This is a genomic window from Amycolatopsis sp. NPDC088138 (assembly GCF_044741685.1).
Classification (GTDB): Bacteria; Actinomycetota; Actinomycetes; order Mycobacteriales; family Pseudonocardiaceae; genus Amycolatopsis.
Map to the genome: position 1 here is coordinate 627,395 of NZ_JBIUTB010000002.1, position 25,136 is coordinate 652,530.

At 67.3% G+C, this 25,136-nt stretch carries 25 protein-coding genes and 2 pseudogenes; 20 read left to right on the forward strand and 7 right to left on the reverse strand.

From position 1 onward, the window contains the following. Nucleotides 1-2: 2 nt before the first annotated feature. The 6 genes and pseudogenes from ACIOD2_RS10450 (at nt 3) to ACIOD2_RS10475 (ending at nt 5,993) form a co-directional block, all read left to right on the forward strand. Nucleotides 3-1,988 (forward strand): acetyl-CoA carboxylase biotin carboxylase subunit, encoded by a 1,986-nt coding sequence (locus ACIOD2_RS10450; RefSeq protein WP_400536513.1) that lies wholly within the window; start codon nt 3-5, stop codon nt 1,986-1,988. After that, on the forward strand, nt 1,985-3,139 hold the full coding sequence (locus ACIOD2_RS10455) for an acyl-CoA dehydrogenase family protein (protein WP_400536514.1): 1,155 nt from the start codon (nt 1,985-1,987) through the stop codon (nt 3,137-3,139). The genes ACIOD2_RS10450 and ACIOD2_RS10455 overlap by 4 nt, the downstream gene beginning before the upstream one ends. Before the next feature lie 101 nt (nt 3,140-3,240). Next, nucleotides 3,241-3,417 carry a hypothetical protein gene (locus tag ACIOD2_RS10460; protein ID WP_400536515.1) on the forward strand — a complete coding sequence of 59 codons (177 nt, stop codon included), beginning with the start codon at nt 3,241-3,243 and terminating at the stop codon, nt 3,415-3,417. 57 nt (nt 3,418-3,474) lie between these two features. After that, nucleotides 3,475-3,987, forward strand: a complete 513-nt coding sequence (locus ACIOD2_RS10465) for a GNAT family N-acetyltransferase (protein ID WP_323323130.1) — start codon at nt 3,475-3,477, stop codon at nt 3,985-3,987. An 87-nt stretch (nt 3,988-4,074) separates the two neighbouring features. Further along, nucleotides 4,075-4,789: pseudogene (locus ACIOD2_RS10470) on the forward strand (SDR family NAD(P)-dependent oxidoreductase). 133 nt (nt 4,790-4,922) lie between these two features. Further along, nucleotides 4,923-5,993: an alpha/beta fold hydrolase gene (locus tag ACIOD2_RS10475; protein WP_400536516.1), complete on the forward strand. Its 1,071-nt coding sequence runs from the start codon at nt 4,923-4,925 to the stop codon at nt 5,991-5,993. Here ACIOD2_RS10475 and ACIOD2_RS10480 read toward each other — a convergent pair. Beyond that, nucleotides 5,982-6,845, reverse strand: a complete 864-nt coding sequence (locus tag ACIOD2_RS10480; protein ID WP_400536517.1) for an N-acetylmuramoyl-L-alanine amidase — start codon at nt 6,843-6,845, stop codon at nt 5,982-5,984. The genes ACIOD2_RS10475 and ACIOD2_RS10480 overlap by 12 nt on opposite strands. A 2-nt stretch (nt 6,846-6,847) precedes the next feature. Next, a complete protein-coding gene (locus ACIOD2_RS10485) occupies nt 6,848-7,069 on the reverse strand; it encodes a hypothetical protein (RefSeq protein ID WP_400536518.1) in 222 nt (73 codons plus the stop codon). 743 nt (nt 7,070-7,812) lie between these two features. On the opposite strand from ACIOD2_RS10485, the gene ACIOD2_RS10490 reads away from it, so the two are divergent. Further along, nucleotides 7,813-9,207, forward strand: coding sequence for a hypothetical protein (locus tag ACIOD2_RS10490; RefSeq protein ID WP_400536519.1), 1,395 nt, complete (start codon nt 7,813-7,815; stop codon nt 9,205-9,207). A 147-nt stretch (nt 9,208-9,354) separates the two neighbouring features. On the opposite strand, the gene ACIOD2_RS10495 is transcribed toward ACIOD2_RS10490, so the two are convergent. Beyond that, nucleotides 9,355-9,825 (reverse strand): NUDIX hydrolase, encoded by a 471-nt coding sequence (locus tag ACIOD2_RS10495; RefSeq protein ID WP_400536520.1) that lies wholly within the window; start codon nt 9,823-9,825, stop codon nt 9,355-9,357. A gap of 8 nt (nt 9,826-9,833) precedes the next feature. Further along, on the reverse strand, nt 9,834-10,577 hold the full coding sequence (locus tag ACIOD2_RS10500; protein ID WP_400536521.1) for a DUF5919 domain-containing protein: 744 nt from the start codon (nt 10,575-10,577) through the stop codon (nt 9,834-9,836). Nucleotides 10,578-10,813: 236 nt separating this feature from the next. On the opposite strand from ACIOD2_RS10500, the gene ACIOD2_RS10505 reads away from it, so the two are divergent. The 10 genes and pseudogenes from ACIOD2_RS10505 to ACIOD2_RS10550 all read left to right on the forward strand — a co-directional run bounded on the left by ACIOD2_RS10505 (nt 10,814) and on the right by ACIOD2_RS10550 (nt 17,568). Then, nucleotides 10,814-11,038 (forward strand): hypothetical protein, encoded by a 225-nt coding sequence (locus tag ACIOD2_RS10505; protein ID WP_400536522.1) that lies wholly within the window; start codon nt 10,814-10,816, stop codon nt 11,036-11,038. A 22-nt stretch (nt 11,039-11,060) separates the two neighbouring features. Beyond that, nucleotides 11,061-11,507 (forward strand): hypothetical protein, encoded by a 447-nt coding sequence (locus ACIOD2_RS10510; RefSeq protein WP_392767775.1) that lies wholly within the window; start codon nt 11,061-11,063, stop codon nt 11,505-11,507. Nucleotides 11,508-11,753: 246 nt separating this feature from the next. Continuing rightward, nucleotides 11,754-12,020: a hypothetical protein gene (locus tag ACIOD2_RS10515; protein WP_400536523.1), complete on the forward strand. Its 267-nt coding sequence runs from the start codon at nt 11,754-11,756 to the stop codon at nt 12,018-12,020. Further along, nucleotides 12,001-12,252 carry an AMED_5909 family protein gene (locus tag ACIOD2_RS10520; protein WP_400536524.1) on the forward strand — a complete coding sequence of 84 codons (252 nt, stop codon included), beginning with the start codon at nt 12,001-12,003 and terminating at the stop codon, nt 12,250-12,252. The genes ACIOD2_RS10515 and ACIOD2_RS10520 overlap by 20 nt, the downstream gene beginning before the upstream one ends. Nucleotides 12,253-12,586: 334 nt before the next feature. Next, nucleotides 12,587-14,140 (forward strand): FtsK/SpoIIIE domain-containing protein, encoded by a 1,554-nt coding sequence (locus tag ACIOD2_RS10525; RefSeq protein WP_400536525.1) that lies wholly within the window; start codon nt 12,587-12,589, stop codon nt 14,138-14,140. After that, the gene (locus ACIOD2_RS10530) at nt 14,137-14,523 is read left to right on the forward strand and encodes a hypothetical protein (protein WP_400536526.1); all 387 of its coding nucleotides are present in this window, start codon (nt 14,137-14,139) and stop codon (nt 14,521-14,523) included. The genes ACIOD2_RS10525 and ACIOD2_RS10530 overlap by 4 nt, the downstream gene beginning before the upstream one ends. Next, nucleotides 14,523-16,118, forward strand: a complete 1,596-nt coding sequence (locus ACIOD2_RS10535) for a replication initiator (protein WP_400536527.1) — start codon at nt 14,523-14,525, stop codon at nt 16,116-16,118. The genes ACIOD2_RS10530 and ACIOD2_RS10535 overlap by 1 nt, the downstream gene beginning before the upstream one ends. Before the next feature lie 12 nt (nt 16,119-16,130). Then, nucleotides 16,131-16,307, forward strand: a pseudogene (locus ACIOD2_RS10540) (helix-turn-helix domain-containing protein); the annotation flags it as partial. Between the two features lie 10 nt (nt 16,308-16,317). Then, the gene (locus ACIOD2_RS10545) at nt 16,318-16,488 is read left to right on the forward strand and encodes a hypothetical protein (RefSeq protein WP_400538062.1); all 171 of its coding nucleotides are present in this window, start codon (nt 16,318-16,320) and stop codon (nt 16,486-16,488) included. Nucleotides 16,489-16,749: 261 nt separating this feature from the next. Beyond that, nucleotides 16,750-17,568, forward strand: coding sequence for a tyrosine-type recombinase/integrase (locus ACIOD2_RS10550; RefSeq protein WP_400536528.1), 819 nt, complete (start codon nt 16,750-16,752; stop codon nt 17,566-17,568). A 92-nt stretch (nt 17,569-17,660) separates the two neighbouring features. On the opposite strand, the gene ACIOD2_RS10555 is transcribed toward ACIOD2_RS10550, so the two are convergent. The 3 genes from ACIOD2_RS10555 to ACIOD2_RS10565 all read right to left on the reverse strand — a co-directional run bounded on the left by ACIOD2_RS10555 (nt 17,661) and on the right by ACIOD2_RS10565 (nt 21,489). Beyond that, nucleotides 17,661-18,863 (reverse strand): acyl-CoA dehydrogenase family protein, encoded by a 1,203-nt coding sequence (locus ACIOD2_RS10555; RefSeq protein WP_400536529.1) that lies wholly within the window; start codon nt 18,861-18,863, stop codon nt 17,661-17,663. 22 nt (nt 18,864-18,885) lie between these two features. Continuing rightward, on the reverse strand, nt 18,886-20,181 hold the full coding sequence (locus ACIOD2_RS10560) for an acyl-CoA dehydrogenase family protein (protein WP_400537986.1): 1,296 nt from the start codon (nt 20,179-20,181) through the stop codon (nt 18,886-18,888). A 102-nt stretch (nt 20,182-20,283) separates the two neighbouring features. Beyond that, nucleotides 20,284-21,489: a low temperature requirement protein A gene (locus ACIOD2_RS10565; protein WP_400536530.1), complete on the reverse strand. Its 1,206-nt coding sequence runs from the start codon at nt 21,487-21,489 to the stop codon at nt 20,284-20,286. Between the two features lie 118 nt (nt 21,490-21,607). Here ACIOD2_RS10565 and ACIOD2_RS10570 point away from each other — a divergent pair, with 118 nt between their 5' ends. From ACIOD2_RS10570 to ACIOD2_RS10580, 3 genes are all read left to right on the forward strand, one after another. Next, the gene (locus tag ACIOD2_RS10570) at nt 21,608-22,525 is read left to right on the forward strand and encodes a hypothetical protein (protein ID WP_400536531.1); all 918 of its coding nucleotides are present in this window, start codon (nt 21,608-21,610) and stop codon (nt 22,523-22,525) included. A 156-nt stretch (nt 22,526-22,681) separates the two neighbouring features. Continuing rightward, nucleotides 22,682-24,115: a hypothetical protein gene (locus ACIOD2_RS10575; RefSeq protein ID WP_400536532.1), complete on the forward strand. Its 1,434-nt coding sequence runs from the start codon at nt 22,682-22,684 to the stop codon at nt 24,113-24,115. Continuing rightward, nucleotides 24,093-25,136 (forward strand): AAA family ATPase, encoded by a 1,044-nt coding sequence (locus tag ACIOD2_RS10580; protein WP_400536533.1) that lies wholly within the window; start codon nt 24,093-24,095, stop codon nt 25,134-25,136. The genes ACIOD2_RS10575 and ACIOD2_RS10580 overlap by 23 nt, the downstream gene beginning before the upstream one ends.

Below are 25,136 nucleotides of genomic sequence, written 5' to 3' on the forward strand. Positions count from 1 at the left end.
TGATGTTCGACTCAGTGTTGGTCGCGAACCGTGGCGAGATCGCGGTGCGGGTCATCCGCACGTTGCGTGACCTCGGCATCCGCGCCGTCGCCGTCTACAGCGACGCCGACGCCGAAGCGCGGCACGTCCACGAGGCGGACACCGCCGTCCGGATCGGTCCCGCCGAAGCCTCGAAGAGCTACCTGTCCATTCCGGCCATTGTGGACGCCGCCGTGTCGTCGGGGGCGCAGGCCGTGCACCCGGGTTACGGCTTCCTGGCCGAGAACGCCGAGTTCGCGCGGGCGTGCGAGGCCGCCGGGCTGGTGTTCATCGGGCCGCCGGTCGACGCGATCGACGCCATGGGCGACAAGATCCGCGCCAAGGCGACGGTGTCGAAGGCCGGGGTTCCCGTTGTGCCGGGTTCGTCCGATGTGGACATCCCGGCCGGTGGGTTCGCCGCCGCCGCGGCGGACGTCGGGTACCCGTTGCTGATCAAGCCGTCCGCCGGTGGTGGTGGCAAGGGCATGCGGCTGGTGCACGCCGAGTCCGAATTGGACGAAGCCATCGAGTCGGCACGGCGTGAGGCCAAGAGTTCCTTCGGCGACGACACCCTGCTGATCGAGCGGTTCGTCACGACCCCACGACACATCGAGATCCAGGTCATGGCCGACAAACACGGTCACGTCATCCACCTCGGCGAGCGTGAGTGCAGCCTGCAGCGGCGGCACCAGAAGATCATCGAGGAAGCCCCTTCGGTGCTGCTCGACGAAGCCACCCGCGACAAGATGGGCACGGCGGCCGCCGAGGCGGCGCGCTCGGTCGGGTACGTCGGCGCGGGCACCGTCGAGTTCATCATGTCGGCGCACAACCCGGACGAGTTCTTCTTCATGGAGATGAACACCCGGCTGCAGGTCGAGCACCCGGTCACCGAGCTGGTCACCGGACTCGACCTCGTCGAGTGGCAGGTTCGCGTCGCGGCGGGGGAGCACCTTTCCATTGCGCAGGAAGACGTCGTCCTGAACGGCCACGCCGTCGAGGCGCGCGTCTACGCCGAGGACCCGGCGCGCGGCTTCATCCCGACCGGCGGCACGGTGCTGGCGGTGCACGAGCCGTCCGGTGACGGCGTGCGCGTCGACTCGTGGATGACCCCCGGCGCGGTCATCGGCTCGAACTACGACCCGATGCTGGCCAAGGTCATCGCCTGGGGCCCGGACCGCGCGGCCGCGCTGCACCGGCTCGACCGGGCGCTGGCCGACACGGCGCTGCTTGGCGTCGGCACGAACACCGCGTTCCTGCGCGGATTGCTGGCCGACGCCGATGTGCGTGCCGGACGTCTCGACACCGAACTTGTCGACCGCCGGCTGTCCGACCTGGTCTCTTCGGAGGTGCCCGCGGAGTTCTTCGTCGCGGCCGCGCTGGACCGTCTGCTGGAACTGCAGCCGTCGGGGTCCATTGTGGACCCTTGGGATGTTCCGGACGGCTGGCGGATGGGCGCGTCCGGCGGAGTGGTGTTCCGGCTGAAGTCGGGTCAGGCGTCGGCCGTGGTCCGGGTGGAAGGAGCGCCTTCTTCCGCGAACGTCTTCGTCGACGATGCGGAGCCGGTGCACGTCTCGGCTCGGCGTGCCGGTTCCGTGCTGGAAGTCCGGCACGCCGGCCGGTTCGACCGCTACCGGCACGCGTCCGGTTCTGATCGGACCGCCTGGCTGGCCCGCGACGGACTGAGCTTTCCGTTCGGGGAGCAGGAGTTCGTGCTGTCCGCGCGGGGCGAGACCGCCGGGGCCGGGCCGGTCACCAGCCCGATGCCGGGCACGGTGCTCGTGGTGAAGGTCGCCGCAGGTGACGTCGTCCGCGCCGGGACGCCGTTGCTGGTGGTCGAAGCGATGAAGATGGAGCACACGGTCACCGCGCCGATCGACGGTGTGGTCAGCGAACTTCCCGTCCGGGCCGGCCAACAGGTCGCGCTGGACGAAACCCTTGCCGTAGTGACGCCCCAAGAGGAGCAGCAGTGATCGACTTCCGCCTGGACGAGGAGTACGAGGCCCTCCGCAAGACCGTCGAGGACTTCGCGCACGCCGAGGTGGCGCCGGTGATCGGCGCGCTGTACGAGAAGGAAGAGTTCCCGTACGCGATCGTCGCGAAGATGGGCGAGATGGGCCTGTTCGGCCTGCCGTTCCCCGAGGAGTTCGGCGGCATGGGCGGCGACTACTTCGCCCTGTGCCTGGCGCTGGAGGAACTCGCGCGCGTCGACTCGTCGGTCGCGATCACCCTCGAAGCGGGCGTCTCCCTCGGCGCGATGCCGATCTACCGCTTCGGATCGCAGGAGCAGAAGGAGAAGTGGCTCCCGTCGCTGTGCGAGGGCACGGCCTTGGGCGGCTTCGGCCTGACCGAGCCGGGCGGCGGTTCGGACGCGGGCGCGACCCGCACGCGCGCCGCACTGGACGGCGACGAGTGGGTCGTCAACGGCAGCAAGGCGTTCATCACGAACTCGGGCACGGACATCACACGCCTGGTCACGGTCACCGCCGTCACGGACGTGATGGAGAACGGCCGCAAGGAGATCTCGGCGATCCTCATCCCGTCGGGTACCCCGGGGTTCGAGGTCGCGCCGAAGTACTCGAAGGTCGGCTGGAACTGCTCGGACACGCACGAACTGTCCTTTTCGGACGTCCATGTCCCGGTCGAGAACCTGGTCGGCGTGCGAGGCCGCGGTTACGCCCAGTTCCTGTCCATTCTGGACGAAGGCCGCATCGCCATCGCCGCGCTGTCGGTGGGCCTGGCCCAGGGCTGCGTCGACGAATGCCTGCAGTACGTCAAGGACCGCGTCGCGTTCGGCAAGCGCATCGGCGAATACCAGGCGATCCAGTTCAAGATCGCCGACATGGAGGTCCGCACGCACACGGCCCGCCTGGCCTACTACCAGGCGGCGTCGAAGATGCTGCGCGGCGAGCCGTTCAAGAAGGAAGCATCGATCGCCAAGCTGGTGGCCTCGAACGCGGCCATGGACAACGCCCGCGACGCAACCCAGATCTTCGGCGGCTACGGCTTCATGAACGAGTACCCGGTGAGCCGGTTCTACCGCGACGCGAAGATCCTGGAGATCGGCGAGGGGACGAGCGAGGTCCAGAAGATGCTGATCTCCCGCCACCTCGGCGTGGGCTGACGTTCCGGGAGGGGCACCCCGTCCCTTCGCTGGGCTTTGCGCCGTGGTTTGCTGCGTTGTAGCCGGCTTCTCTTCCGAGCCAGGTCCGGAACTGGTACCAGATGGGCGGAAAAACGAAGGCCGTGCAGCTGGCGCCAGGCGTCTGGATGCCGCTGCAGGACGGGGCCGAGGTCCAGGACGCCGTCAGCGCCGAGGTGCTCGACGGCTTCTGCAGTTCTGTCAAGGCGTTCGAACGGGAGTACCGGGAGGGTCGAACCTACGGCGGCGCCTGCTGGTGACCCGTCGGCCTTGGGAAAGCACGCCCGCGCGTCCGCCTGGTCCGGTAAACAGGGGGCATGGACAACACCGTCATCCGATCGGGTGACCCCGGGGACGCCGACATACTGCTGCGCTTCTTCGACGAGGCCGTCGAGTGGCTGGTCGCCCGTGGTAGCTCCGGGCAGTGGGGAACCGAGCCGTGGAGCAACGTCCCGAAGCGGGTCGAGCGGGTCACGGGCATGGTCGCCGACCCCGGGCTGCGGATCGCGATGGTCGGCGGTGAGCCGGCCGGGGCGCTGATCGTCTCCGAGGAGCACGACCCGCACGTGCCGGCGGTCGACGAGCGTGAGCTGTACGTCCGGTTGCTGATCACGTCGCGGCGGTTCACCGGGCAGCGCGTCGGCGGGCGGCTCGTCGAGTACGCGCTCGACGAGGCGCGGCGCCGGGGCATCGACCTCGTGCGCGTCGACTGCTGGGCCGGTGGCGACGGCGAGCTGCAGCGCTATTACGAGAGCCAGGGCTTCAAGCCGACCGTGCGGTTCACCGTCGACACCTGGGTCGGGCAGGTCCTCGAGCAACGCGTGGGGTAGCGCGATCCCGGTCGAAGAGCGACACTGTTGACGCGTTGTCAACGGACGAAGGGGTCGCCGTGAAAGCTCGCGGGCAAGGTCGTCGTCATCACCGGGGGCGGGCAGGGGATCGGCGCGGCCCCGCTGGGCGCGCGGGTGGTGATCGGCGACCTCGACCAGGTCCGGGCCGAGAAAACCGCCGGTGAGCTGGGCGCCGAGGCGCTGCCGCTGGACGTCACCGACACCCGCGGCTTCACCGGGTTTCCTCGACGAGGTCGAACGCCGCTACGGCCGCATCGACGTGCTGGTCAACAACGCCGGGATCATGCCGCTCGCCGCCCTCGAGGAGGAGAGCGACGCGACGACCCGGCGCCAGCTGGAGATCAACCTGCACGCCGTCATCCACGGCACCCGCGAGGCGGTGAAGCGGATGCGCCCGCGGCGTTCCGGCCACATCGTCAACATCGCTTCCTTCGCGGGCAAGGCCGGCTTCCCCGGCGCGGCGACGTACTGCGCGACCAAGCACGCCGTCGTCGGGCTGTCCGAAGCGGTGCACCTGGAACTGCACGGCAGCGGCGTCCACGTCTCGTGCGTGATGCCGGGCATCGTGAGCACCCTGCGCAAGCCGCGGTTCGACGTCTTCGTGCCCCGGTCACTGGGCACTATGGGCAAGCTCACCCGGCTGCTTCCGCGCCGGGCGGGCGAAACGCTCGCGCGGGCGTTGAAGGCGGACCGGCTTTTGGCTTCGGCGGCCCATTCCCCGGCCCGCGCGCAGTACGAAGCGCGGGCCGCGGAGAGTGCTCCCGGGGCGGGCACGGAGTAACTCGGACGGCCTAGCGACTGTCCGAATTGGACGTGCTTGCCGGGTGCTTGCAGGTGTGGCGATGTTGAGCCGTGCATGCCCGCACTGGCAAGATTGCCTGGAGTTCGCCGGGAACCTCCAGGAGGCAGCAGAAATGGTTTCACCGCCCGCACGGCTGGCCGCCGCGGCGTCGAACGTGGTCGGCAAGGTGCTGCACGGCGGTGTCGCCGATCTCCGCCCGATGCCCCGGGTGCTGGTCGACCAGGGCCCCAACCGCTCGCTGTACCGCATGACGCACAGCGGCGGCGCGGTGTCCGGGCCGCCGGTGCTGCTGGTGCCGCCGCTGGCCGCGCCGGCGATCTGCTTCGACCTGCGCCGCGGCTGCAGCCTCCTCGAGCACCTCGTCGAGGACGGCCGCAACGCCTACCTCGTCGACTACGGCATGGTCGCGTTCTCCGACCGGCGCCTGGGCATCGAGCACTGGATCGACGAGGTGCTGCCGCGCGCGATCCGCAAGGTCAGCTCCGAAAACGGCGGGCAGGCCGTGCACCTGGTCTCGTGGTCGCTGGGCGGGATCTTCTCGCTGCTGGTGAACGCCGACCAGCCGGACCTCCCGATCGCGTCGATCACGGCGATCGGCTCCCCGGTGGACTTCACGGCGATCCCGATCGTCGCGCCGTTCCGCCCGCTGGTCGACCTGACGGGCGGCCACCTGCTGACGCCGATCTACCGCGCGTTCGGCGGCGCACCGTCCTATTTGGTCAGCCGGGTCTTCCGCGCGACGGGCATCAGCAAGGAGATCACGAAGCCGATCGCGATCCTGTCACACCTCGACGACCGCGACTACCTCGCGCAGATCGAGGCGGTGGACCACTTCATGAGCAACATGTACGCCTACCCCGGGCGCACGTTCGGCCAGCTGTACCACCGCCTGTTCCGCACGAACGACCTGGCGGAGGGCAAGGTGGACCTCAACGGCCGGGTCATCTCGCTGTCGACAGTGAAGGTGCCGACGCTGGTCGTGGCGGGCGAGAACGACACGATCGCGCCGCGGGCTTCGGTGGAGCGCGTGGTGGAGCTGCTGGACAACGCCCCCGAGGTCCGCTTCAAGACGGCGCCGGGTGGGCACCTGGGCGTCCTGACCGGCCGTAAGGCACGCGGAACGACGTGGCGCTACCTAGACGAGTTCCTCGACGACCGGATCGCCGCGGGCTCAGCCGACTAGGTCGAGGTCGAACGGCTCGGCCGCGCTGTAGCTGACATCCGCCCACACCGCGCCGGGCAGTTCGTAGCGCCGGTGCGACGTCAGCTTCGGGTCGTAGCCCGCTACCTGCGCGGGGTTGTGGCCGATGCCCACGTGGTCCGAACCCCACGCGAGGATGCCCGGTATCCACATCGGTTTCGCTGAGCCGTCACCGCCCAGTCGCGGCCGGACGACGATCGCCGAACCCGGGCTGCCGGACAGGAAGACGCGGACCGTGTGCTCACCGGCGTCCGGCGGCGTGACCGTGATGCGTTCCAAGATCTCGACTCCTGTCGTGCCGGGTGCGCCGGTGGTGGCGCGCTGGCGGAGCCAGCCGGTGTCGATACCGACCGGGTCGATCTTGCGGCCCGCGGGCACGCAGACGTCCTTGTGCCCGGCGTAGCGCTCGACACCGCGGGACATGTAGCGCAGCAGCGCGCCGACAAGCTTCGGGTACGCGTCGCGCTGCGCGTCCGTCCAGACGCCGTTGCCGGCGGACTCCGCTTCGATGCCGAGGAACTCGTCGTTCAGGTCGAGGAACCCGAGCCAGCGGGACGCGCCGGCGTGGTACGCGCAGCCGGCGGCGACGACGTAGACCGTGCCGCTGCGGCCGAGGCCGAGGTTGCACAACGGCCCGGCCAGATCGGGGCGGCCGTTGGTGACGAGGTCCAGGGAGGGGTAGTCGCCCGGCGCGGAGTCGGCGGTGGCGGTGTGGTGCCCGACAACGCCTTCGACGACGCGCATGCCGCCATGACCGCGGGTCTGCCACCCGGCGACCTCGACGACGGGGTAGCCGGTGCTGCGGGCGGCGTCGACGAGCCAGGGGACGTACACGGTCAGCCCTCCAGCGCGTCGTAGGCGCCGGAGTCGGCATCGGTGTCGGACGAGTTGTGAGCGGCGATCCGCGCAGCGAGCGCGGCGCGGGCTTCGTCGAGGGTCTTCGGGTTCTGCCGCCCGGAGTCCCACCCTTCGGCGGCCCACTCCTCGGGCGTCTTGATCGGAGTGGTGTCACCGGGCTCGTACACGACGGCGTTGTCGGTCCTGGCAGGTTCGGTCACGGTCGGCCTCCGTCGGCGAGAGTACCGGAGGCCGACCGCCGGCGACCTACTTCAGCTGAGCGCTCGTCTTCCCGAGGACCCGCCGGGCCACGATGAGCTGCTGAATCTGCTGAGTGCCCTCGAAGATGTCCAGGATTTCTCAGCCGAATTTCGTCGACCTCGCTCAGCTCGTCGTAAACGGCCTCTGACCTGCGCCAATGCGTCTCGCTAGTTCTCGTCGTCTGTCGCTGTTCCCTGGCCTCTGACGGTCTGGAGACGGCCTGGCGGGTCGGCCACACCTACCCCTGCATCCCGATACGAAGCCAGCACGCGGCCGGTGGTGCCGGGTCAAGACACGCTTCATCGTCTTGACGCGGTGCTACCGGCCGTTGTCACGATCGGGCCTCGGGATGGAGGTCCCTCACGACGGTGCGTAACGGAGATCGAGTCACGAACGACCCGTATGTCACGACCGCTCGTAGAGGAGGCCAACGTTGGCTCTGGGGATCCGCGTGCCGCCGCCGTGCGGCGCTGCGCCAGGTGACCCGCTGGCGGCCGTACCGCCCGGCCGGCGGGCGGAGCGGAGCGGCAGCCCGCCGTGTCGGAAGCGGATGCGGCCGCCCAGGCGAGGGGCTACGTAGGCGACAGGCGCGCCGCCAGCGGCGGCGCGCCCTTGATCCCATAGAGCCAAGTTCGGCAGTCGCAGAGCGGTAGATGACTTACCCGACACGACCCCGTCCAAGATATCGATCAAAGGCGGCGCAATGGCCGAGTTGAGCGAAAAGATCCACTATGGCGACTCGCGTGACGAGGTTTATCGGGCCGCCATGAATGCAGATTTACCCTGCGAAACTCATGATTTAGAAGATATCAAGAGCGGAGATCCCGACGATTTATATTTGAGTGTCGGATTTCCGAATGGTCAACGAAAAAGGCGTATATATGTCAGCTCTGAAGATGCAGACGTCCTGCGCCTTCATAGGTTTCCACTATGGACGTTTATTGGGGATTACAATGCCGTCCTTTATCGTGATAAAGATCAAATAGAAGCGGTGGTGGGCCCTGCGGTTGGCGGAGTCGGCCCTATGCTGCGCAAGCTAATGAATCTTCCGGGGGTCGAGATCCTTGATGCAAGCGGCGAACCTGTCGACCTCGATGAAATCGATGATTCGGAAGCTGTGAATAATCGAAACTCTGTTGAGCTATATAATGGGAAGTATGTCTCGCTATCCACGCCCTGGCGATTGATTCTCACGGAATCCCATGCTCCCATAAGTATGGAGATTTCTCAAAATAGCCCTGAGCTTACCTCCTTGATCGGCGGGTTCGATGCGCCAATAAACGCAGCCCTTCGACCTAGCTTGAAAATAAATGTTCAGGGAATTGAGCGCCATGATGTCGCAAAAAAGACACTTGATGAGTGCACGGCATCGCTCTTTTTTGAGATGGACGTCAAATTTGAGATAGCCCTTAGTCTGGATCGTCGACGCGCAATCTCAAGGCGAGTGCGACGAAAAATTTCCGAGGACGGCACTCAATTGCGTCCGCAGCTTCCCAGGAGAAAGTACGCACAAGAAGCAGTTACGCTGTACTCCTATGGGCGGACGGCGCTAAACATACCCTTGCTCCAGTACTTGGCTTACTACCAAGCAATCGAGTTCTTTTTTCCTTCTTTCTATGGCGCAGAAGTCATATCTAAGATCAAGAACGAACTTCGAGACCCTCGATTTGATATAGAAGATGACAACCAGCTTCAGCGCATAGTTGCTATTGCGTCTTCTTCCGGGCGAGGGGCGGGCAGTGAAAAAGATCAACTACTCGCCACTTTGCGTGGGTCGCTTGACGACGCTCACGTCCGAGAGTATATCAAGAGTGCTGATGGCATGGAGGAATTCCTGGCTCAGCAGGGGCAAATCAAGGGCGTGTCGACAATATCACTATCTCCAAATGCTCAAGTGTTGGTACAAGTAGCCGAACGAGTCTATAAAATTCGCTGTCGAATTGTCCATTCGAAAGCCGATGGCGGTCCGACTGCATCGGATGTTCTTCTGCCATACAGTGAAGAAGCGAACAAGTTGAACTACGATCTATCTCTTATCCACTATTTGTGTCAACGAGTTATTGCATGCGGAAGTCGCGGATCCCTCTGGCATGCTTGATACTTAGAAAAAGTCATCTTCGAACCAGTTGCTCATTCGACCTCTTGTGAAGCTGACAAGGGTGTCATTGATCACCTTGGCCGTTCAAGGAGCTTAGACTCTTTGCTGGCGCCTTAGTGCAAGCGATCAATTTTGCGCCTACGGTAGCTATGTGAAGTAAACGACGGAGTTCTTGTTGAGGGCATGGTTGAGGCGAAGAAGGATCGATCTGTGAATGCTTATTGTGTCGATCTGTTGGGTTGGTACCCAGAGAACTTCTTTACTTTCACTGCTTGTGCGTAGCTGGCCACCAGTTGGTTCCGCGCGAAAGCAGATCGAGAATTCCTGCCGAACCTCGCCGTCGTCGTAGGCGATTACGTGGTCGGGGTCTGAGTAGATGCCTATCACTTCGGTGACTACGCACTCGATGCCGGTCTCTTCGCGAACTTCTCGAACTGCTGCTTGAGTCAGGGTCTCGCCGAGTTCGAGCTGACCGCCGGGGATGGAGTAAAGGTCGTTGTCGGTGCGCCTGATCATCAGGATACGGCCTTCGTCGTCCTGGATGAACGCCGAGACAGCTACCGCGATGCTGTTGGCCTTGGGGGCGTTGGGGTCGTTGTAGTAGTCGACTCGGGTCATGCTGCCTCCTAGAAGGTGGCCGGCTTGGCGAGGTTCCAGACTGACTCGAAGCTCTCCGAGTACGTCTCGAAGAGGTCCCCGGCGGACAGTCTCCGCAGGTGGAGGGACGGAGCATGGGCTCCCTGGAACCCGTACACGTGCGTGTTGATGATCATCTCGTCGTCGAACCGGAAGATCGAGTTGTAGAGCGTCGTGTTGTGGAACCGCATCTCCACGCCGTCGACGCCGATCAGCGGCCGGTAGAACGCCAGGGCGTTGCGGATGCGCGCCGCAAGCGTCCCGTCGCCGAGTTGTTCTTCCTCACCCCGCAGCGCGACGCTGTCCCCCTCGGGGTCTCCGAACACGAGCCGGATCTTCGCGCCGGCCGCTGCCTTGGCTGTCAGGTCCTTGATGAACCGCGGGCGTTCGACCAGGAACAACGCCGCGTGTACCAGGATCTCGACGGTCTCCGATGCGTCCTTGATCAGCCGATCCCACAGTTCGACGGGGACGGCGTTGCGGTGCGGGAAGACCTGCACAAGCTCGGCGGCGGCCGTCTCGGCCTTGCGTTCCGGGGCTACCGAGTCCGGCCACAGGTAGGTCTCTGACTCCCGCGCCATGGCGGCGATCTTGTGCCGGTGCTTGGGGTAGGGCGTCCGGTTCTTAGTGATCCAGCGCTCGACGGTCTTCTGATCGACGCCGACGGCCTTGGCGACCTGCTCCAGCGTCAGGCCGTTGCGCAGCAGCGCGTCACGCAGGCGTTCGTTCGGCATCGGCACCCCTTGGGACGTGTAGGGACGTCTTCGACGGTACCAGGGACGTCCTGAGATGTCCTGCCGCGTGGTGATCACGTCCCGCGTTTTGGCGGAGTCTGGGTGTCAGGTTGCCGGGGCAGGCCCGGTGCCAGGACACCGAGGAGGTAGGCGTGACTACTGAAACCGCCGTTCGGCCGGCTGGCTCGGACAAGCAGGCGGTCCCTCGCCGACCTGCGGCGTAGGCGCGGCGTGGCATGCGCGACACGGTTCAGATCCACGTCACGGCTGATCTGCCGATTCGTGCCCGCGCGCTGACGTACGCAAACCGCGCGGAAGTCCGGTTCGGCAAGGCGTTCCCGGTGGTCCTGCTCGTGGACTCCGACGCCATCGCCGTACTGCGGAGGGAACTGGACAAGGCGAGTGCGGCACTGGACGCCGCAACGGCACGAGGCGGAGAACCGCCCGAAGAAACCAACTAACAGACGACACAAGGGATTCAGCATGGCTATCGACAAGGGACACCGGTTCGGCATCGACTTCGACGACGCGTTCACCCAGGGCCTCGTCATGGTGGGCGAAGTATCGCCCGACAACGAATACCAGTCGCGTGAGGACCGGGCCGCCAATCGTCCGGTGCGGCAGCGGGTTGACGAGGTGACGGGTAAGCGGCAGTGGAAGGTGATGGTCACCGACCCGGCCGAGACCCGCGCCAAGCGAGCCTCCTTCGAGATCACCCTTCTCGCCGATGTCCAGCCGGTGCCGACCACGTCGGAGGCGCTGCCGGGGATGCGGCCGATCGAGCTGGACGGCTTGACGGCGGAGCCGCGTGTCGCTGGACAGGGCGAGTTCAAGTACCAGTCCTACGTGTTCCGCGCGACCGGGTTCAAGCAGGCCGCGAGCAAGGCGTCCCGGTCCGGTGGGTCCGGTGAGACGCCGAAGGCCGCGTGAGCGAGGTGGGCTTCCGCGAGCAGGTCGAGGCGTGGGAGCGGGCGTATCGGGACTACATGGCCGCGTGGGAACACGGCCGTGCGGTGCTGTCGCCGATGAGTGCGACGAACACGGCGAATGCTGCTCGGCGGGTGTCGCGGGCGTGGCACGAGCTGGCGCAGGCGCGCGGGTTGCCGTGGTGGTGCGTGGCGGCGCTGGAGTCGGCGGCCGAGGGGTTCGCCGACCTGGCCTGGGAATGGGAACAATATGACGGCAACGTGGGACGGGCTGGGGCTCCGATGGACGGTCGGCCCGGGTACCGAGGTGACGGTGGAGGAAACCGGGACGGGTACGGCACATCCGCCGGTCTTGGTGCTGGCCGGTGGGCTGTGCGTGGTGACGCTGGTGCCGCCGGAGGACCAGACCGCCTGGACGGGATGCGCGGCGTTCCTGCGTCGTCTCCGCGACCACGCCGAGGACCTAGCGGCGTTGCTGGAAGCCCGCGCGGAGAGGCGTGATCGTGCGGAAGGCTGAGCCGAAGACGCTGCGGGAGGCCCACAAGGTCGTGATGGACCGCCGGCCGCCGAACAACGCGAACCCGTCGGTCTGGCTGGCGTTCCGCCTCGGCAACGCTCGGCTGTACAAGGCGATCGCGGACGTCGACCGGGGCCATCACCACGAGGCGCTGTACTGGGCCGGATACGAGGAACGGCAGGCAGGTGAGATCTCCGCGGAACTCCAGGCGAAAGGAAAGCCTGCTGGCTAGTCGCATGTAGACGACCGGAAAGCCAACATTACCAGCGAAAAACGCACGCTATGACGTGCGGCGATGAAGCACGTCCTGATGTGGGGGCGTGAGATCCGTAAGGCGCAGAAGCGGAACCTGGCTACCAACCTTGCCGCTCCTGCGCTGTCCACAACCAGCGGAAGTGAACAATGACAACGCTAAACGATGACAACGGGCGAGCGTCAACGGGGGTCACCCGAACGCGCTGCGCCTCCTGCAAACGCTTCGCCAAACTCCTTCCCGGCGAGACCCAATGCGCTCCCTGCTTGGGAATGCTGCCGCTGGACCTCGACGTGAAGCGGGGTGGTCGGTGATGTCTCCCGGCTTCGCGGTAGTAGCTCTGGCTGGGCTGGGGCTCGGCGTATGGGTCCTGCACAAGATCGGCCGTGCCCTGGCTTCGGTTGTCGAAGGTCTGGCTGCAGCGGCTGTGGTGTTCGTGGCGCTGTGGTGGCTGTGCAAGGCCGTGGTGTGGATGCTTGCGCAGGTCGTGACCCGGTGGCGGACCAGCTTCGCCGTGATCGCGGTGTTCGTGTGGTGTGAGCTGTTCGGCTGGCTCTCGCTGGCGATCGTTGTTGGCAGCATCGCGGTGGTCCTGGTGACGTGGTGGACGATCGCCGCCGTCTCGTTCGATCAGTGGTGTTGGCGGTTCCTGCGTTCGTGGTGGGCCCGGTGGGCGCTCTACGGGCGAAAGCTGCCGGAGTGGCTGCATGCCTGCGGTCTCTCGGTGCGGGATGAGGCGCTGCCGGTGGTGGTGAACGTGAACCTCGTCGGCCGTCGACGCGCGCTGTCCCGCTCGACGTCGAACCGGGCGAACGCACGGCTGCCCAAGGTCCTCGGCGTTCGGTCCGGCGCTTCGTGGGACGAGGTGCGGGTGGAACTCGTGGCCGGGCAGAAGCCGGAGGACTTCGACGACGCCGCCCGTGCCCTGGCCGTCGCGCGGAAGGTCGCTCGCTGCCAGGTCCGCGAACTGGCCCCCAATGTCGTGTCCATCGACTTCCAACGGCGTGACCTGCTCGGCGGCGGTGTCGCCGGCCCGCAGGTCCCGGACGGCGTCGACTCGACCGGCGTGGACCTGCGCAACGTCTGGGCCGGGCGGACTGAGTACGGCCGTGACTGGCGGGTGCCGCTGTTCGGCTCGGGCGCGCACTGCCTGACCGCCGGCGCCTCGGGCGCGGGCAAGAACAGCGTCATGTGGTGCCCGCTGGTCGCGGCCGCCTCGGCGATCCGAGCCGGGATGGTGCGCATGTCCGGCATCGACCCCAAAGGCATGGAACTCGCCTACGGGCGCGGCATCTTCACCCGCTACGCCGTCGGCGGCAAGGACGCGGTCGAGCTGCTCGACGGCCTGGTGGAGGAGATGGAATCCCGCAAGCGCGCGTTCGCCGGTCGGCTGCGCACGATCCCGGTGTCGACGGAGTTTCCGTTGGAGCTGCTGGAGTTCGACGAGATCGGGGCACTCACGAAGTACACCGACCGCAAGACGCGTGAGGCCATTGTGGAGCGAGTCGCGCTCCTGACAACACAAGGTCGGGCGTTGGGGATCTCGGTCCGTGGCTACGTCCAGGAACCGACGAAGGACACCGTCCCGGTCCGGGAGCTGTTCACCCGGCGGGTGTGCCTGCGCGTGACCTCCAAGACACACGTCGGGATGGTGCTCGGCGACGGGGCGTACGAGCGCGGGGCGTGGGCGAACCGCATCGGTGACGCGGAGGCCGGTGTGGGCTACGTGTGGGGTGAAGGCATCCGTGAGCCACTGCGCGTCCGGGCTGGCTGGGTCTCTGACGGCACGGTCAAGGCTCTGGAGCAGTACGTAACCAACGGCGGTGTCGCGGATCTGCGACACGGCGGTGAGGGGCTGGCCGCGTGAACCGGCTGATGATCTTCCTCGACGCCATCCGCGACCACCTCGACTCTTACCAGCTGCCGCCGGCCGCGTCGGTGGATGTCAACGCGTGGTCCAGCCCGATCGCCGTTCAGCTGGACGTCGATGGCCTACCGGAGGTCGCGCGGGCGTTGCTGGTGTGGACCCAGACGCTCGAGGACGTGTCGGCACGGCTGTGGCGGCTGGTCGACGGGAAGTGGGTGCACATCTCGATCACCGGTCGGACACCCTGCGGCATCCCCGTCCTGGTGTTCGGCGTGGTGCGGTTCGAGCCCAGCACCTTCCCCGACCTCCCGGTCGGAGCAAAGCAGGACATGCCCGTCTATCTGCTGCGTCGCTGGTCCTCACCTGGGGAGGTGGCGGCCTGATGAGCGAGACACGCGCCGAACGGATGCGAACCCCGCTCGCGGCCGACGTCATCCGGGCGACGGCGGAGAAGCACGGCGTCTGCGTCCGCCCGTTCACGATGGAAGTGGGCGACACGGAGACGGGCGAACTCCGTTACGTCCCGGTCCCGTGCGGCTCCACAGTGGAATCGGTCTGCCTGCCCTGCGCTCGAAAGGCGAAAGCCCTTCGGCAGGCCCAATGCCGCGAAGGCTGGCATATGACCGAAGAACCCACCCTCACCGCCGAGCCGCCGTCGGAGGACCACAAAGAGCTGCTGACCTACCGCGCCGACCTGGTCGCGGCCTACCGGGAGGTGGTCGAGCATGACCAGGCGGAGGCGGAGGAACTGCGGGAGGAGGTCGCCGGGGTTGATGCGGAACTTCGGCAACTCGGGACGCGCGGTCGCCTGCCCGCTCTGGACCTGCCGATCAAGCGGGCGGTGAAGCGGTCGACCAAGCGTCGGCAGGACGCACCGAACCTACCTCGGCGGAAGGTCGCGAAGACCACCGTGGGCCGGGAGTACGCAGGGAAGTTCCGGCCGTCGATGTTTGTGACGCTGACCTGCGACAGCTATGGGCCGGTCCGTGGTGACGGCTCGCCGGTCGACCCAAGTCGATATGACTACCGGCGCGCGGCTCGGGATGCGGTGCACTTCTCGGCTCTGGTGGATCGGTGGTGGCAGAACCTGCGGAGGGTCGTCGGCTGGGACGCGCAGTACTTCGCCACCGTCGAGCCCCAGCGTCGGGCCGCTCCGCACCTGCACGCTGCTATCCGGGGCTCAGTGCCGCACGATGTGATCCGCCAGGTCACCGAAGCCACCTATCACCAGGTGTGGTGGCCAGCGCATGACGAAATCGTCTACGCCGATCGCCTGCCGGTCTGGGACGGCCCGGAAGCGGGGTTTGTCGACCCGGAGACGCGCGAGCCGTTGAGCCGGTGGGATGACGCGGTGGGGGCGGTCGAGCACCCGGCGCATGTCGTCACGTTCGGGCGGCAAGTCCACTCGAAGGGCATCCTCGGCGGCACCGAAGAGGCCGGCCGTCACATCGGCTACCTGACCAAGTACCTCACCAAATCCACCGGAGAGGTGGTCGAGGCCGACAGCGCGGCTCAGGCCGATCATCACGACCGATTGCATGCCGAGCTATCGGTCACGCCGTGTTCGCCGCGCTGCGCGGTCTGGCTGCTCTATGGCGTCCAGCCCAAGGGCGTCACGGGCAAGACCACCCCGGGGCACTGCAAGGGCCGGGCTCACCGCCGGACGACGCTCGGGCTGCCCGGCCGTCGCGTCCTGGTCTCGCGGAGGTGGTCGGGTAAGACGCTGGTCGATCACAAGGCGGACCGGCGAGCGTTCGTGCTGCAAGCGCTCGCGGCAGTGGGGATCGAGAAGCCGGAGATCGACCGGTCACAGCAGGTCTGGCGGAAGGTCGAACCCGGAGACCCACAGGTCCCGCCCCGCCCCCACCTGGTGATGCGTGCAATCGCGGAGCGGATCACGTGGAAGGCCGAGTACGACCGGGCGCTACTCGCAGGAGAGAGACCTCCAGAAACTTCGGCAACCGGACTCGCGGCATAAGAGGGGGAACACGTGAACAACGTCCACAGCATCGAACGCCTCTGGACCGTCGAGGACGTCTCGGACTACCTCGGCGTCCCGGTGAAGACGCTCTACCAGTGGAAATGGCGCGGCGAGGGGCCGCCGGTCAAGAAGATCGGCCGGCACCTGCGCTATGACCCGGCCAAGCTGCGGGCCTGGGTCGACGCGGAGCGGCCTGATGGGACACATTCAGGACCGCTGGTTTCGCCCCGCGCGGGATGCGGTGACCGGGAACGTCATCCTCAACGCGCGGGGCAAGCCCGTGATGGAACGGTCCGAGCTGTACGGCATCGGGCTGCGGTACAAGGTTCGGTACCTCGACCCGGACAACAACGAACGCTCGAAGTAGTTCGCGGACAAGCAGAAGAAGCGCGCCGAGGACTTCCTCATCGGCGTCGAGTCGGACAAGCGTGAAGACAAGTACATCGACCCGCGAGCCTCCTCGACGACGTTCCGGCAACAGGCAGAGAATTGGCTGAAAGGCCAGTCTCCGGACCCGGGCACGAGGTCGACCCTGCTCAGCAGACTCGAAAGCCAGCTGTACCCGGCCTTCGAGACCAAGAAGCTCGGGCAGATCAAACCGTCGACCATTCGTGATTGGGTCGGCTCGATGGACGAGAGGAAGCTCTCGGACAACTATCAGGCGGTCTTGTTCAACACCGTCTCCGGAGTGATGGACTCGGCCGTGGACGACCGCCGGATTCGTGAGAACCCGTGCCATGCGAAGACCGTGCGGCGGCCGGTTGCGAGTAGCCCACCGGTCGTCGTGTGGCCGGAGGAACGTATTCAGGCCGTGCGGTCGGGTCTGGCGGATCGGTTCAAGATCGCCGTTCCGCTCGGTGCCGGCTTCGGACTGCGGCAGGGTGAGATTCTGGGTTTCTCGCCCGACGACGTCGACAGGACGGCGATGACTGTGCGGATTCGTCGTCAAATCAAGACAGTCAAGGGCGTGATGATGTTCGCGCTACCCAAGCGGGCCAAGGAGCGGACCATCCCGCTGTCGGTCGCCATGCTGGCGGAGATCGACGGCCACGAGGACCGGTTCCCGTCCGTGGCCGTCACGCTGCCCTGGCAGAGTGCCGACGGAGAGCCGGTGACGGCGCGGCTGCTGATGACCGGGGAAGGTGGCCGGCTGTACTCCGGGGACCTGTTCACCAAGGTCGTCTGGCACGGAGCGTTCCGGGCGTCCGGGGTCGAGTACCGACGCCGCGCGGACGGGATGCATGCGCTCCGTCATTTCTACGCGTCGACGCTCCTGGCTCGTGCGGTCTCGATCGCGGAGCTGGCCGACTACCTCGGTCACGCAGATCCGGGCTTCACGCTCAGGACGTACACGCACCTCGTGCCGTCGAGCCACCAGCGGGCGCGGAAGGCCGTGGACGCGGTGTTCGGACGGCCTGCCTTTGATGACGGCCTGGAGGCGGCCTGATCATGAAACACCGTCCCTGCCGACGCGAAAGCCGCCCGGTCGCACAGCCCGGAGAAGGGCAAGCGACCGGGCGGCTTTCCGTTACATCACAACTACTTGAGCTGAGCGGAAGTCTTCCCGAGCACCCGACGGGCCACGATCAGCTGCTGGATCTGCTGCGTCCCCTCGAAGATGTCCAGGATCTTCGCGTCCCGCGCCCACTTCTCCAGCAACGACTCCTCGCCGTACGCGCCGGTCAGCTCGACGCACTTCAGCGCGATGTCCACCACCGAACGCCCGGCCTTGGCCTTCGCCATCGACGCCTGCAGCGAGTTCGGCTTGCGGTTGTCCGCCATCCACGCCGACTCCAGTGTCAGCAGGTACGCCGACTCGTAGTCCGCTTCCAGGCGAAGGAACTCCGCCGCGGCCGCGTGCTGGGTGTGCGCCGGGCGGTCGTAGTCGATGACGACCCCCGCCTCGGTCAGGATCCGGCGCGTCTCCTCCAACGCCGCCCGCGCGACGCCGATCGCCATCGCCGCCACCAGCGGGCGGGTGTTGTCGAACGTCTGCATGACGCCCGCGAAACCCTTCGCGGTGTCGATCTCCGCCGTGCCCAAGAGGTTCTCCGCCGGCACGCGGCAGTTCTCGAAGCGCAGCACCGCCGTGTCCGACGCGCGGATGCCGAGCTTGTGCTCGACGCGCACCACCTCGAAGCCCGGCGTGCCCTTCTCGACCACGAACGACTTGATCGCCGCGCGGCCCTTCGTCTTGTCCAGCGTCGCCCACACCACGACCGCGTCCGCGCGTTCGCCGGACGTCACGAAGATCTTCTCGCCGTTGATGATGTAGTCGTCGCCGTCCAGCCGGGCGGTCGTGGTGACCGCCGCGGAGTCCGAGCCGAAACCCGGCTCGGTGATCGCCATCGCCGCCCACAGCCCGGAGAACCGCTTGAGCTGCTCGTCGGTCGCGACCGAGCCGATCGCCGCGTTGCCGAGGCCCTGGCGCGGCATCGACAGCAGCAGGCCGACGTCACCCCAGCACATCTCGATCGTGCCGAGGACGACGTTCAGGTTGGCGCCGTTGCGGTTGCCCTTTTCCTTCTCGTCCTTGGACCGGCGGACGCCCGCCGCGCCCGCGCCGCCCTCGCCGGAGGAGTTGAGGCCGTCCAGCAGCGCCGCGAACATGTCCAGCTCGGCCGGGTAGGTGTGCTCCGCGCGGTCGTACTTGCGCGAGATCGGCCGGAACACCTCGGCCGCGGCCTGGTACGCCTGGTTGATCAGCGCGCCGGCCTTCTTGGGAGCTTCCAAGTTAATCATCGTTAACGCCTTTCGCGAAAGCCTAGAGAAGGACGGCGCCTTCCATGACGCCGATGGCGCGCAGGTCCCGGTACCAGCGCTCGACCGGGTGCTCCTTGACGAAGCCGTGCCCGCCGAGCAGCTGCACGCCCGCGTTGCCGATCTGCATGCCCTTGTCCACGGCCAGCTTCCGGGCCAGCGCGACCTCGCGGGCGTAGGGCTTGCCCTGCTCGGCGCGCGCGGCGGCGCGCAGCGTGACCAGCCGCAGGCCCTCCAGCTCGATCGCGATGTCGGCGACGGAGAACGCCACGGCCTGCCGGTGGCTGATCGGTTCGCCGAACGCGACGCGCTCGTTGACGTAGGGGACGACGTAGTCGAGGACGGCCTTCGCGGTACCGGCGGCCAGCGCCGCCCAGCCCAGCCGCGAAAGCCGGACGAGCTCGGTGAAGACGTCCAGCTTGCCGCCGCCGAGCAGCGCGCCCGCGGGCAGCGCCACCTTTTCGAGGTGCAGCTTGCCGGTCGCGGCGCCGCGCAGGCCCATCGCTGGCTCGGCCTCGATCGTCACCCCGGCGTTCGACGACTCGACGAGGAACAGCGCCGGGCCGCGGCCTTCGAGGTCGGCGGAGACGATGAACAGCTCCGCCTGCCCCGCGCGCGGGACCAGCGACTTCACGCCGTCGAGCTGGTAGCCCTTGGGTGTGCGGCGCGCCTTCGTCGCGGGCTTGAACGGGTCGTACAGCGCCCGCTGCTCCTGCAGCGCGAGCGCCGCGGCGGGCACGTTCTCGCCGACGAACGCCGGCAGGTAGTCCGCCTGCTGCTGCTCGTCACCCCAGCTGACCAGCGCGGTACTGACCGCGGACGGCGCGAGCACCGCCACGGCGAGCCCGAGGTCACCGTGCGCGAGGGCCTCGGCGACCAGGGCGTTGGTGACGACCGAGCGTTCGGTGCCGACACCGCCCAGCTCCTCGGGGATGCCGACCAGGCTGATGCCCAGCTCGGCGGCCCGGCTGAGCAGGCCTTCCGGGGCTTCGAGCTTGGCGTCGGCGTCCGCGGCGGCCGGGCGCAGCTGCTCGGCGGCGAACTCCGTCACCGTCTCGACGATGAGCTGCTGGTCCTCGCTCGGGGTGAGGTCGAACAGCCCGGTGTCGGACGTCGGCGCGAGCCGGGCGGGCTTGCCCAGCCTCTGGACCGACTTGAACGACCGGGTGGCCGCGCCCGCGGCGCGGAAGCCGTTGCGCGTCCCCGCGGTGACCAGGCCTTCGATGGGCTTGCGCAGCCCGGCCCGATCCACGACTTTGCTCCCGGCCAGCCGGGTCAGCGCGGACAGGCCCCAGCCCATCGCGTCCCGTTTCCTTGGCGCAGCCATTGTGGCCCTCCATCCGCGTTACCTACTCGTGAGTAGGTTAACCCGGTATGCGGCGCGGCGCCAGTGCAGGGTCACTTACGAGTGATCGGCGTGCACCTGCTTCCGCCATTCCGCGAACTGGAGGCGTTCGAAGGCGATCAGCCCGAGCACCGCGACGGCGACGATGAGGACCAGCACGGCGGCGGGCACGTGTTCCAGCAACGGCGTCACGGCGAGCACCACAACGGCCAAGACCAGCCGCTGGTGGTTCCAGCTGCCGAGGTTGCGCTTGCGCAGGGAGCTCAGCGCGACCAGGTAGAGCGCGAGCCCGCCGGTCAGCGTCCAGACCGGTACGCCGTGCAGCGCTTCGCCCGGGACGTGGTGCTCGGTGTCGGCGACGTACAGCAGAGCCTTCTTCAGCCCGAGGGCGACCAGCACGATCCCGGCGATCAACGGCAGGTGCAGGAAGGTGTAGGAGTCGGTGGCGAGCTTCGCGCGCTCACGCCCGGTCGCCCGCGTCAGCCGGTGCTCGGACACCCGCGCGACGACGTCGAAGTAGGTCCACCACATCCCCGCGGCCAGCGCGAGCCCGCACACGGCCGCCCCCGCGACCGGCCACGACATCGGCAGCGCCCCGATCCCGATCCCGATCGCCACGATCGACTCCCCGAGCGCGATGATCACGATCAACCCGAACCGCTCGGCGAAGTGCGCGGGCGAGTTCAGCCGCCAGCCGTCAGGCCCGGCGAGATAGACGTTGAGATAGTCGGCGAGCAACGCGACGACCCACAGTCCCAGCTGCCACGGCCCGTCCAGCGTGGTGCTCACGGCGAGCAACACAACACTGGGCAACAGCCCGACGAACATCCGAAGCAGCACCCGCCTGAGCCCCGGATCATGCCGCGCGGCCCCCAGGTAGGCGACGAGGTGCAGCAGCCGCACGAGCGCGTAGCAGGCAACGAACAACACAGGCGCGAACAACCCGCCGGGATGATCGACGAAGGCCTCGGGAATGGTGAGGGAGACGAGGAACATCACGGCCATCGCCCCGAACATCGCCAGCCGCGCGATCCCGTGGTCGACGTGGATGGTCGTCCCGAGCCAGGCGTAGGAGCACCAGCACCACCACAGGACAGCGAGCATGGCCAGCCCCTGCCCGACCCCGAGCAGGCTGAGATGGTCGGCCATCAGCTGAGTGGTCTGGGTGATGGCGTAGACGAAGACCAGGTCGAAGAAGAGCTCGATGGTCGAGACGCGGTGGTCCTCATCCGCGCTCACCAGGTGCAGGCGTCTCGTTGGCACGCCGAATTATGGCCGCCCCACGCCTGCGACGTCGGCGTTTCGGTGTAACGCCCTGCGCGAACATGGCCGAGCGTGCACACGTCTGGGACAATGAGCCCGGGACGTGGGGAGGTGGGCCGTGCATTCCTATCCGGCCGCGCTGCACAAGACGATCATGGCCGTGGACATCGCCGGCTACAACGACCCGAAGCGCACGATGACCCACCTCCACGAACTGCACGAGGGACTGTGGGCGGTCCTCAAGGGCACGTTCGCCGAGACCGGCATCCCCTGGGACGTCTGCTTCGTCGAGAACACCGGCGACGGCGCGATGATCCTGCTGCCGCCCGAGATCGCGAAGGCGGACCTCGTCGCGCAGTTCCCGGAGCGGATGCACGCGGAGTTGCGCCGGTACAACGCGGTGCACTCCGAAGCCGCGCGGATGCACCTGCGGCTGGCGCTGAACGCCGGTGAGGTGGGGCAGGGCGGCCACGGCTCGGTCAGCAAGGCCGTGAGCTTCACGTTCCGGCTGCTGGACGCGCCCGCGGCGAAGGCCCTGCAGAAAGCCACGGGTGCGGAACTCGCCCTGATCGCCGCCGACACGTTCTACCACGACGTCGTGACCGAGGACCCGGCCGCGGCCCCCGACGAGTACCGGCGGATTCCGGTGGTGGTGAAGGAAACCACGACGACGGCGTGGTTACGCCTTTTGGGTGCCCCGCCGGTCGAAGCCGTGGTGCCGGTACCGCGCCCGCGTCTCGACCCGGGTGGCCGGCCGGAGTCCTTCGCGGCGTTGGTCGAAGCGCTCTTGGCGGTCACCTGCGTGCGGAACGCGGAAAGCCGCAGGCTCCTGCTGGGGATGGTTCCCCGGCGGGAAATCGCGGCGGCGGTTCCGCACCAGTCGGAAGACCGGCTGCACGTGATCGAACTCGCGCGCACTTGCGAACGGTACGAAGGCGGTCTCGAGGAACTGCTCGCCACGGTGCGGCTGCTCGACCCGGGATCGCCGCAGGTCGAAGAGCTGGCCGCGGTGGTCGCGAGCCGTTCGGGTATTTGAGTTCGTTAGCAGTTGTCCGGCTTTTGCCCCTTTTCCGGCGTCACCGAATAGGTAGACTCGCGATCTTCGGGGCACTTCGCGGGGGCGGGAGGTGGTACGCCGGTGTCGGCAAGGCAAGGGCGGCCCTCCATCGGTATCCCGATTCGCCGCGCACTCGTGGACGTCCTCGTGGTAGCGGGTTTCGCCGACGACAAGTCCATCCGCACATTGATGGTCGCGGAGTTGCGGCGAACTCTTGACCATCCCTTCACCGTGCCGGACCAGCTGGCCCCGCGCGCTCAGCTGATCGAGATCGTCAACGGCTGCAGCGTGCTCGACCACGGCCTGCCGACGCTGGCCGACGTGCTCGAATTCCTCCGCCCGGGGACGAAGGAGTGCACCCAGTTCCGCGATCTGGTGGATTCCCTGCCCTTGCGCGATGTGGTAACGGAATCGGAGCAGGAGCACTTCCGGCAGCAACTCCAGGGGTTCGCGCCGCCCGGGCTCCGGGCCGCCGTTCGCCGTGCCGCCCGGCACGTCTTCCCGGCACCGCTCTTCCCGGACGCGGCGGAGGCGTTCTCCGGCCTTGCGGACTTCAACGCCGCGCCCGGAGAGCTGCCACCGGTCGTGGCCTTCGCCGAGTTGATCTCGGCCGAATGCGACGAACAACTGGCCGCGAACCTGCGCAGGTGGTCTGACGGACAGGCTCACCGGCTTCGGCTCGAAGGCGCACTTCGCGAGCTTCGCTCGCAGGTCATTCCATCGCGGTCGGGACGACTGCACCTGACGATCATGATCAACCCGGACCCGGTCGACGCGGATCGGCACGAGATCTCGCACTGGCGGCAGGACGATCCGGACGAGTGGCCACCACCGCGCGGGGAAACCGTCGTGGCCACGACGGCGGAACTCGAAGACGAAGTGGCGAAAACGATCTCCGCGGCGGAAGAAGCGTGGTCGGAAAGTGAAGCGGAAGTCGCCATCGAGTTCGTGCTCCCGCGCGGTTTGCTGGGTCTTCCCGTGCACACCTGGCGCACGGAGCGTGAGCTCGGCGGGCCGCAGCCGTTGTACATGACTTATCCGACGGTTATTCGTTCACTGGAACGGATGAGCTCCCGGCGTTCGCACCGGGTTTGGCGGCGGCGGTGGGCTTCTTGGACGCAGGAGCCATCCGTCGAACGAGTGTATTTCTGCGAACCCGGCGACACCGAAGATCATCAACACCTCGACGCGGTTTTCAGCGACGAGCGGTGGCTCATGACCGTGCTGACCGCGACTCCGCCGTCGAACCCCATTCCCGGCCGGGACGAGCTTTTCGCCGCTTTACGAGCGGGCTTGCCGGTCGTCGTTTGGCACCCTACGGTCTCTTCGGAAGTGGTGCGCGAGGTGGTAACCTGGTTGGCCGGAAGTGACGATTTGGGGAATTTGCCGGCACTGACCCGGAAACACCGGCTCGACGCGCTCCGAAATCGGTCGTCGTCCCCGGATGGCGGCATCATAGGGGATCTGGTGGTGCTATGGGACGACCCGAGCCGGATGCTCCCTCTGGGCGACGGCGGAACCGGCCCGGTTCCGGGAGGGGGTGCCGATGAGCACGACCGAGCGTCCTGAAAGCACGCACGACTGGTGGATCTACCGGGGCACCGGTCATCCGCTGCAGGACACGCACCTGGCCGATCGGCTGCCGCCGCCACCGCCGTGGCGCGACTTCCGACGGGACGACGAGCCGACGGCCGTCGACGTGCCGCAGGACGAAGCCGAGACCGACCGGCGCCTGGGCGTGGAACTGAGCTTCACCGCCGGGCACGCCGACCGCGCCGAAGTCGACATGGTCAACGCGGCGTTGTACCTGCGCCGCCCGCTCCTGGTGACCGGGAAACCCGGCAGCGGGAAGTCCACCCTGGCCTACCGGATCTCCCGCGAGCTGCGGCTGGGGCGCGTGCTCCGCTGGTCGGTCACTTCGCAGACCACGTTGAAGTCCGGGCTCTACGACTACGACGCCATCGGCCGCCTGCAGGCGTCGCAGGCCCGCGGTTCCGATCCGGAGGATCGGCCCGTCGGCGACTTCTTCCGGCTGCGCGAACTGGGGACGGCGTTCCTGCCGCGGCGGCTGCCGCGGGTCCTGCTCGTCGACGAACTGGACAAGGCCGAGTCCGACCTGCCGCACGACCTGCTGTCGATCTTCGAGGACGGCGAGTACCTCATCCCGGAGCTCGCGCGGGACGCCCGCCGTTCGCCCGTCGCCGAGGTGTTCACGGCGGATCCCGGCTACACGGCGGAGATCGAGAACGGGGTCGTCCGGTGTTCGGCGTTCCCCGTCGTCATCATCACCAGCAACGGGGAACGGGATTTCCCGCCCGCGTTCCTGCGCCGGTGCCTGCGCCTGGAGATGAAGGATCCCGGGCCGGCGAAGCTGGCCGCCATCGTCGCCGCGCACGCCCTCGACCCGAACCACCGCGCGGTGCTGATCGAGGACTTCGTCGCGCGGCGGGCGGCACTCGGAGGACTGCCCGCGGACAAGCTGCTCGACGCGATCTTCCTGGCGACGTCCGGGGCGTACCAGGCGGACGACCCGGGCTGGCCCGGCCTGGTCGAAGCACTCTGGCAGCACCTGAACCAGCAGGGGCACTGA

Bases quoted from the DNA above. Each gene is read 5' to 3' on its own strand.
- ACIOD2_RS10450 (WP_400536513.1), top strand. From the start codon at position 3: ATGTTCGACTCAGTGTTGGTCGCGAACCGTGGCGAGATCGCGGTGCGG.
- ACIOD2_RS10460 (WP_400536515.1), top strand. From the start codon at position 3,241: ATGGGCGGAAAAACGAAGGCCGTGCAGCTGGCGCCAGGCGTCTGGATG.
- ACIOD2_RS10465 (WP_323323130.1), top strand. From the start codon at position 3,475: ATGGACAACACCGTCATCCGATCGGGTGACCCCGGGGACGCCGACATA.
- ACIOD2_RS10475 (WP_400536516.1), top strand. From the start codon at position 4,923: ATGGTTTCACCGCCCGCACGGCTGGCCGCCGCGGCGTCGAACGTGGTC.
- ACIOD2_RS10490 (WP_400536519.1), top strand. From the start codon at position 7,813: ATGGCCGAGTTGAGCGAAAAGATCCACTATGGCGACTCGCGTGACGAG.
- ACIOD2_RS10495 (WP_400536520.1), bottom strand. From the start codon at position 9,825: ATGACCCGAGTCGACTACTACAACGACCCCAACGCCCCCAAGGCCAAC.
- ACIOD2_RS10500 (WP_400536521.1), bottom strand. From the start codon at position 10,577: ATGCCGAACGAACGCCTGCGTGACGCGCTGCTGCGCAACGGCCTGACG.
- ACIOD2_RS10505 (WP_400536522.1), top strand. From the start codon at position 10,814: ATGCGCGACACGGTTCAGATCCACGTCACGGCTGATCTGCCGATTCGT.
- ACIOD2_RS10510 (WP_392767775.1), top strand. From the start codon at position 11,061: ATGGCTATCGACAAGGGACACCGGTTCGGCATCGACTTCGACGACGCG.
- ACIOD2_RS10515 (WP_400536523.1), top strand. From the start codon at position 11,754: ATGACGGCAACGTGGGACGGGCTGGGGCTCCGATGGACGGTCGGCCCG.
- ACIOD2_RS10525 (WP_400536525.1), top strand. From the start codon at position 12,587: ATGTCTCCCGGCTTCGCGGTAGTAGCTCTGGCTGGGCTGGGGCTCGGC.
- ACIOD2_RS10535 (WP_400536527.1), top strand. From the start codon at position 14,523: ATGAGCGAGACACGCGCCGAACGGATGCGAACCCCGCTCGCGGCCGAC.
- ACIOD2_RS10545 (WP_400538062.1), top strand. From the start codon at position 16,318: ATGGGACACATTCAGGACCGCTGGTTTCGCCCCGCGCGGGATGCGGTG.
- ACIOD2_RS10550 (WP_400536528.1), top strand. From the start codon at position 16,750: ATGGACGAGAGGAAGCTCTCGGACAACTATCAGGCGGTCTTGTTCAAC.
- ACIOD2_RS10555 (WP_400536529.1), bottom strand. From the start codon at position 18,863: ATGATTAACTTGGAAGCTCCCAAGAAGGCCGGCGCGCTGATCAACCAG.
- ACIOD2_RS10560 (WP_400537986.1), bottom strand. From the start codon at position 20,181: ATGGGCTGGGGCCTGTCCGCGCTGACCCGGCTGGCCGGGAGCAAAGTC.
- ACIOD2_RS10580 (WP_400536533.1), top strand. From the start codon at position 24,093: ATGAGCACGACCGAGCGTCCTGAAAGCACGCACGACTGGTGGATCTAC.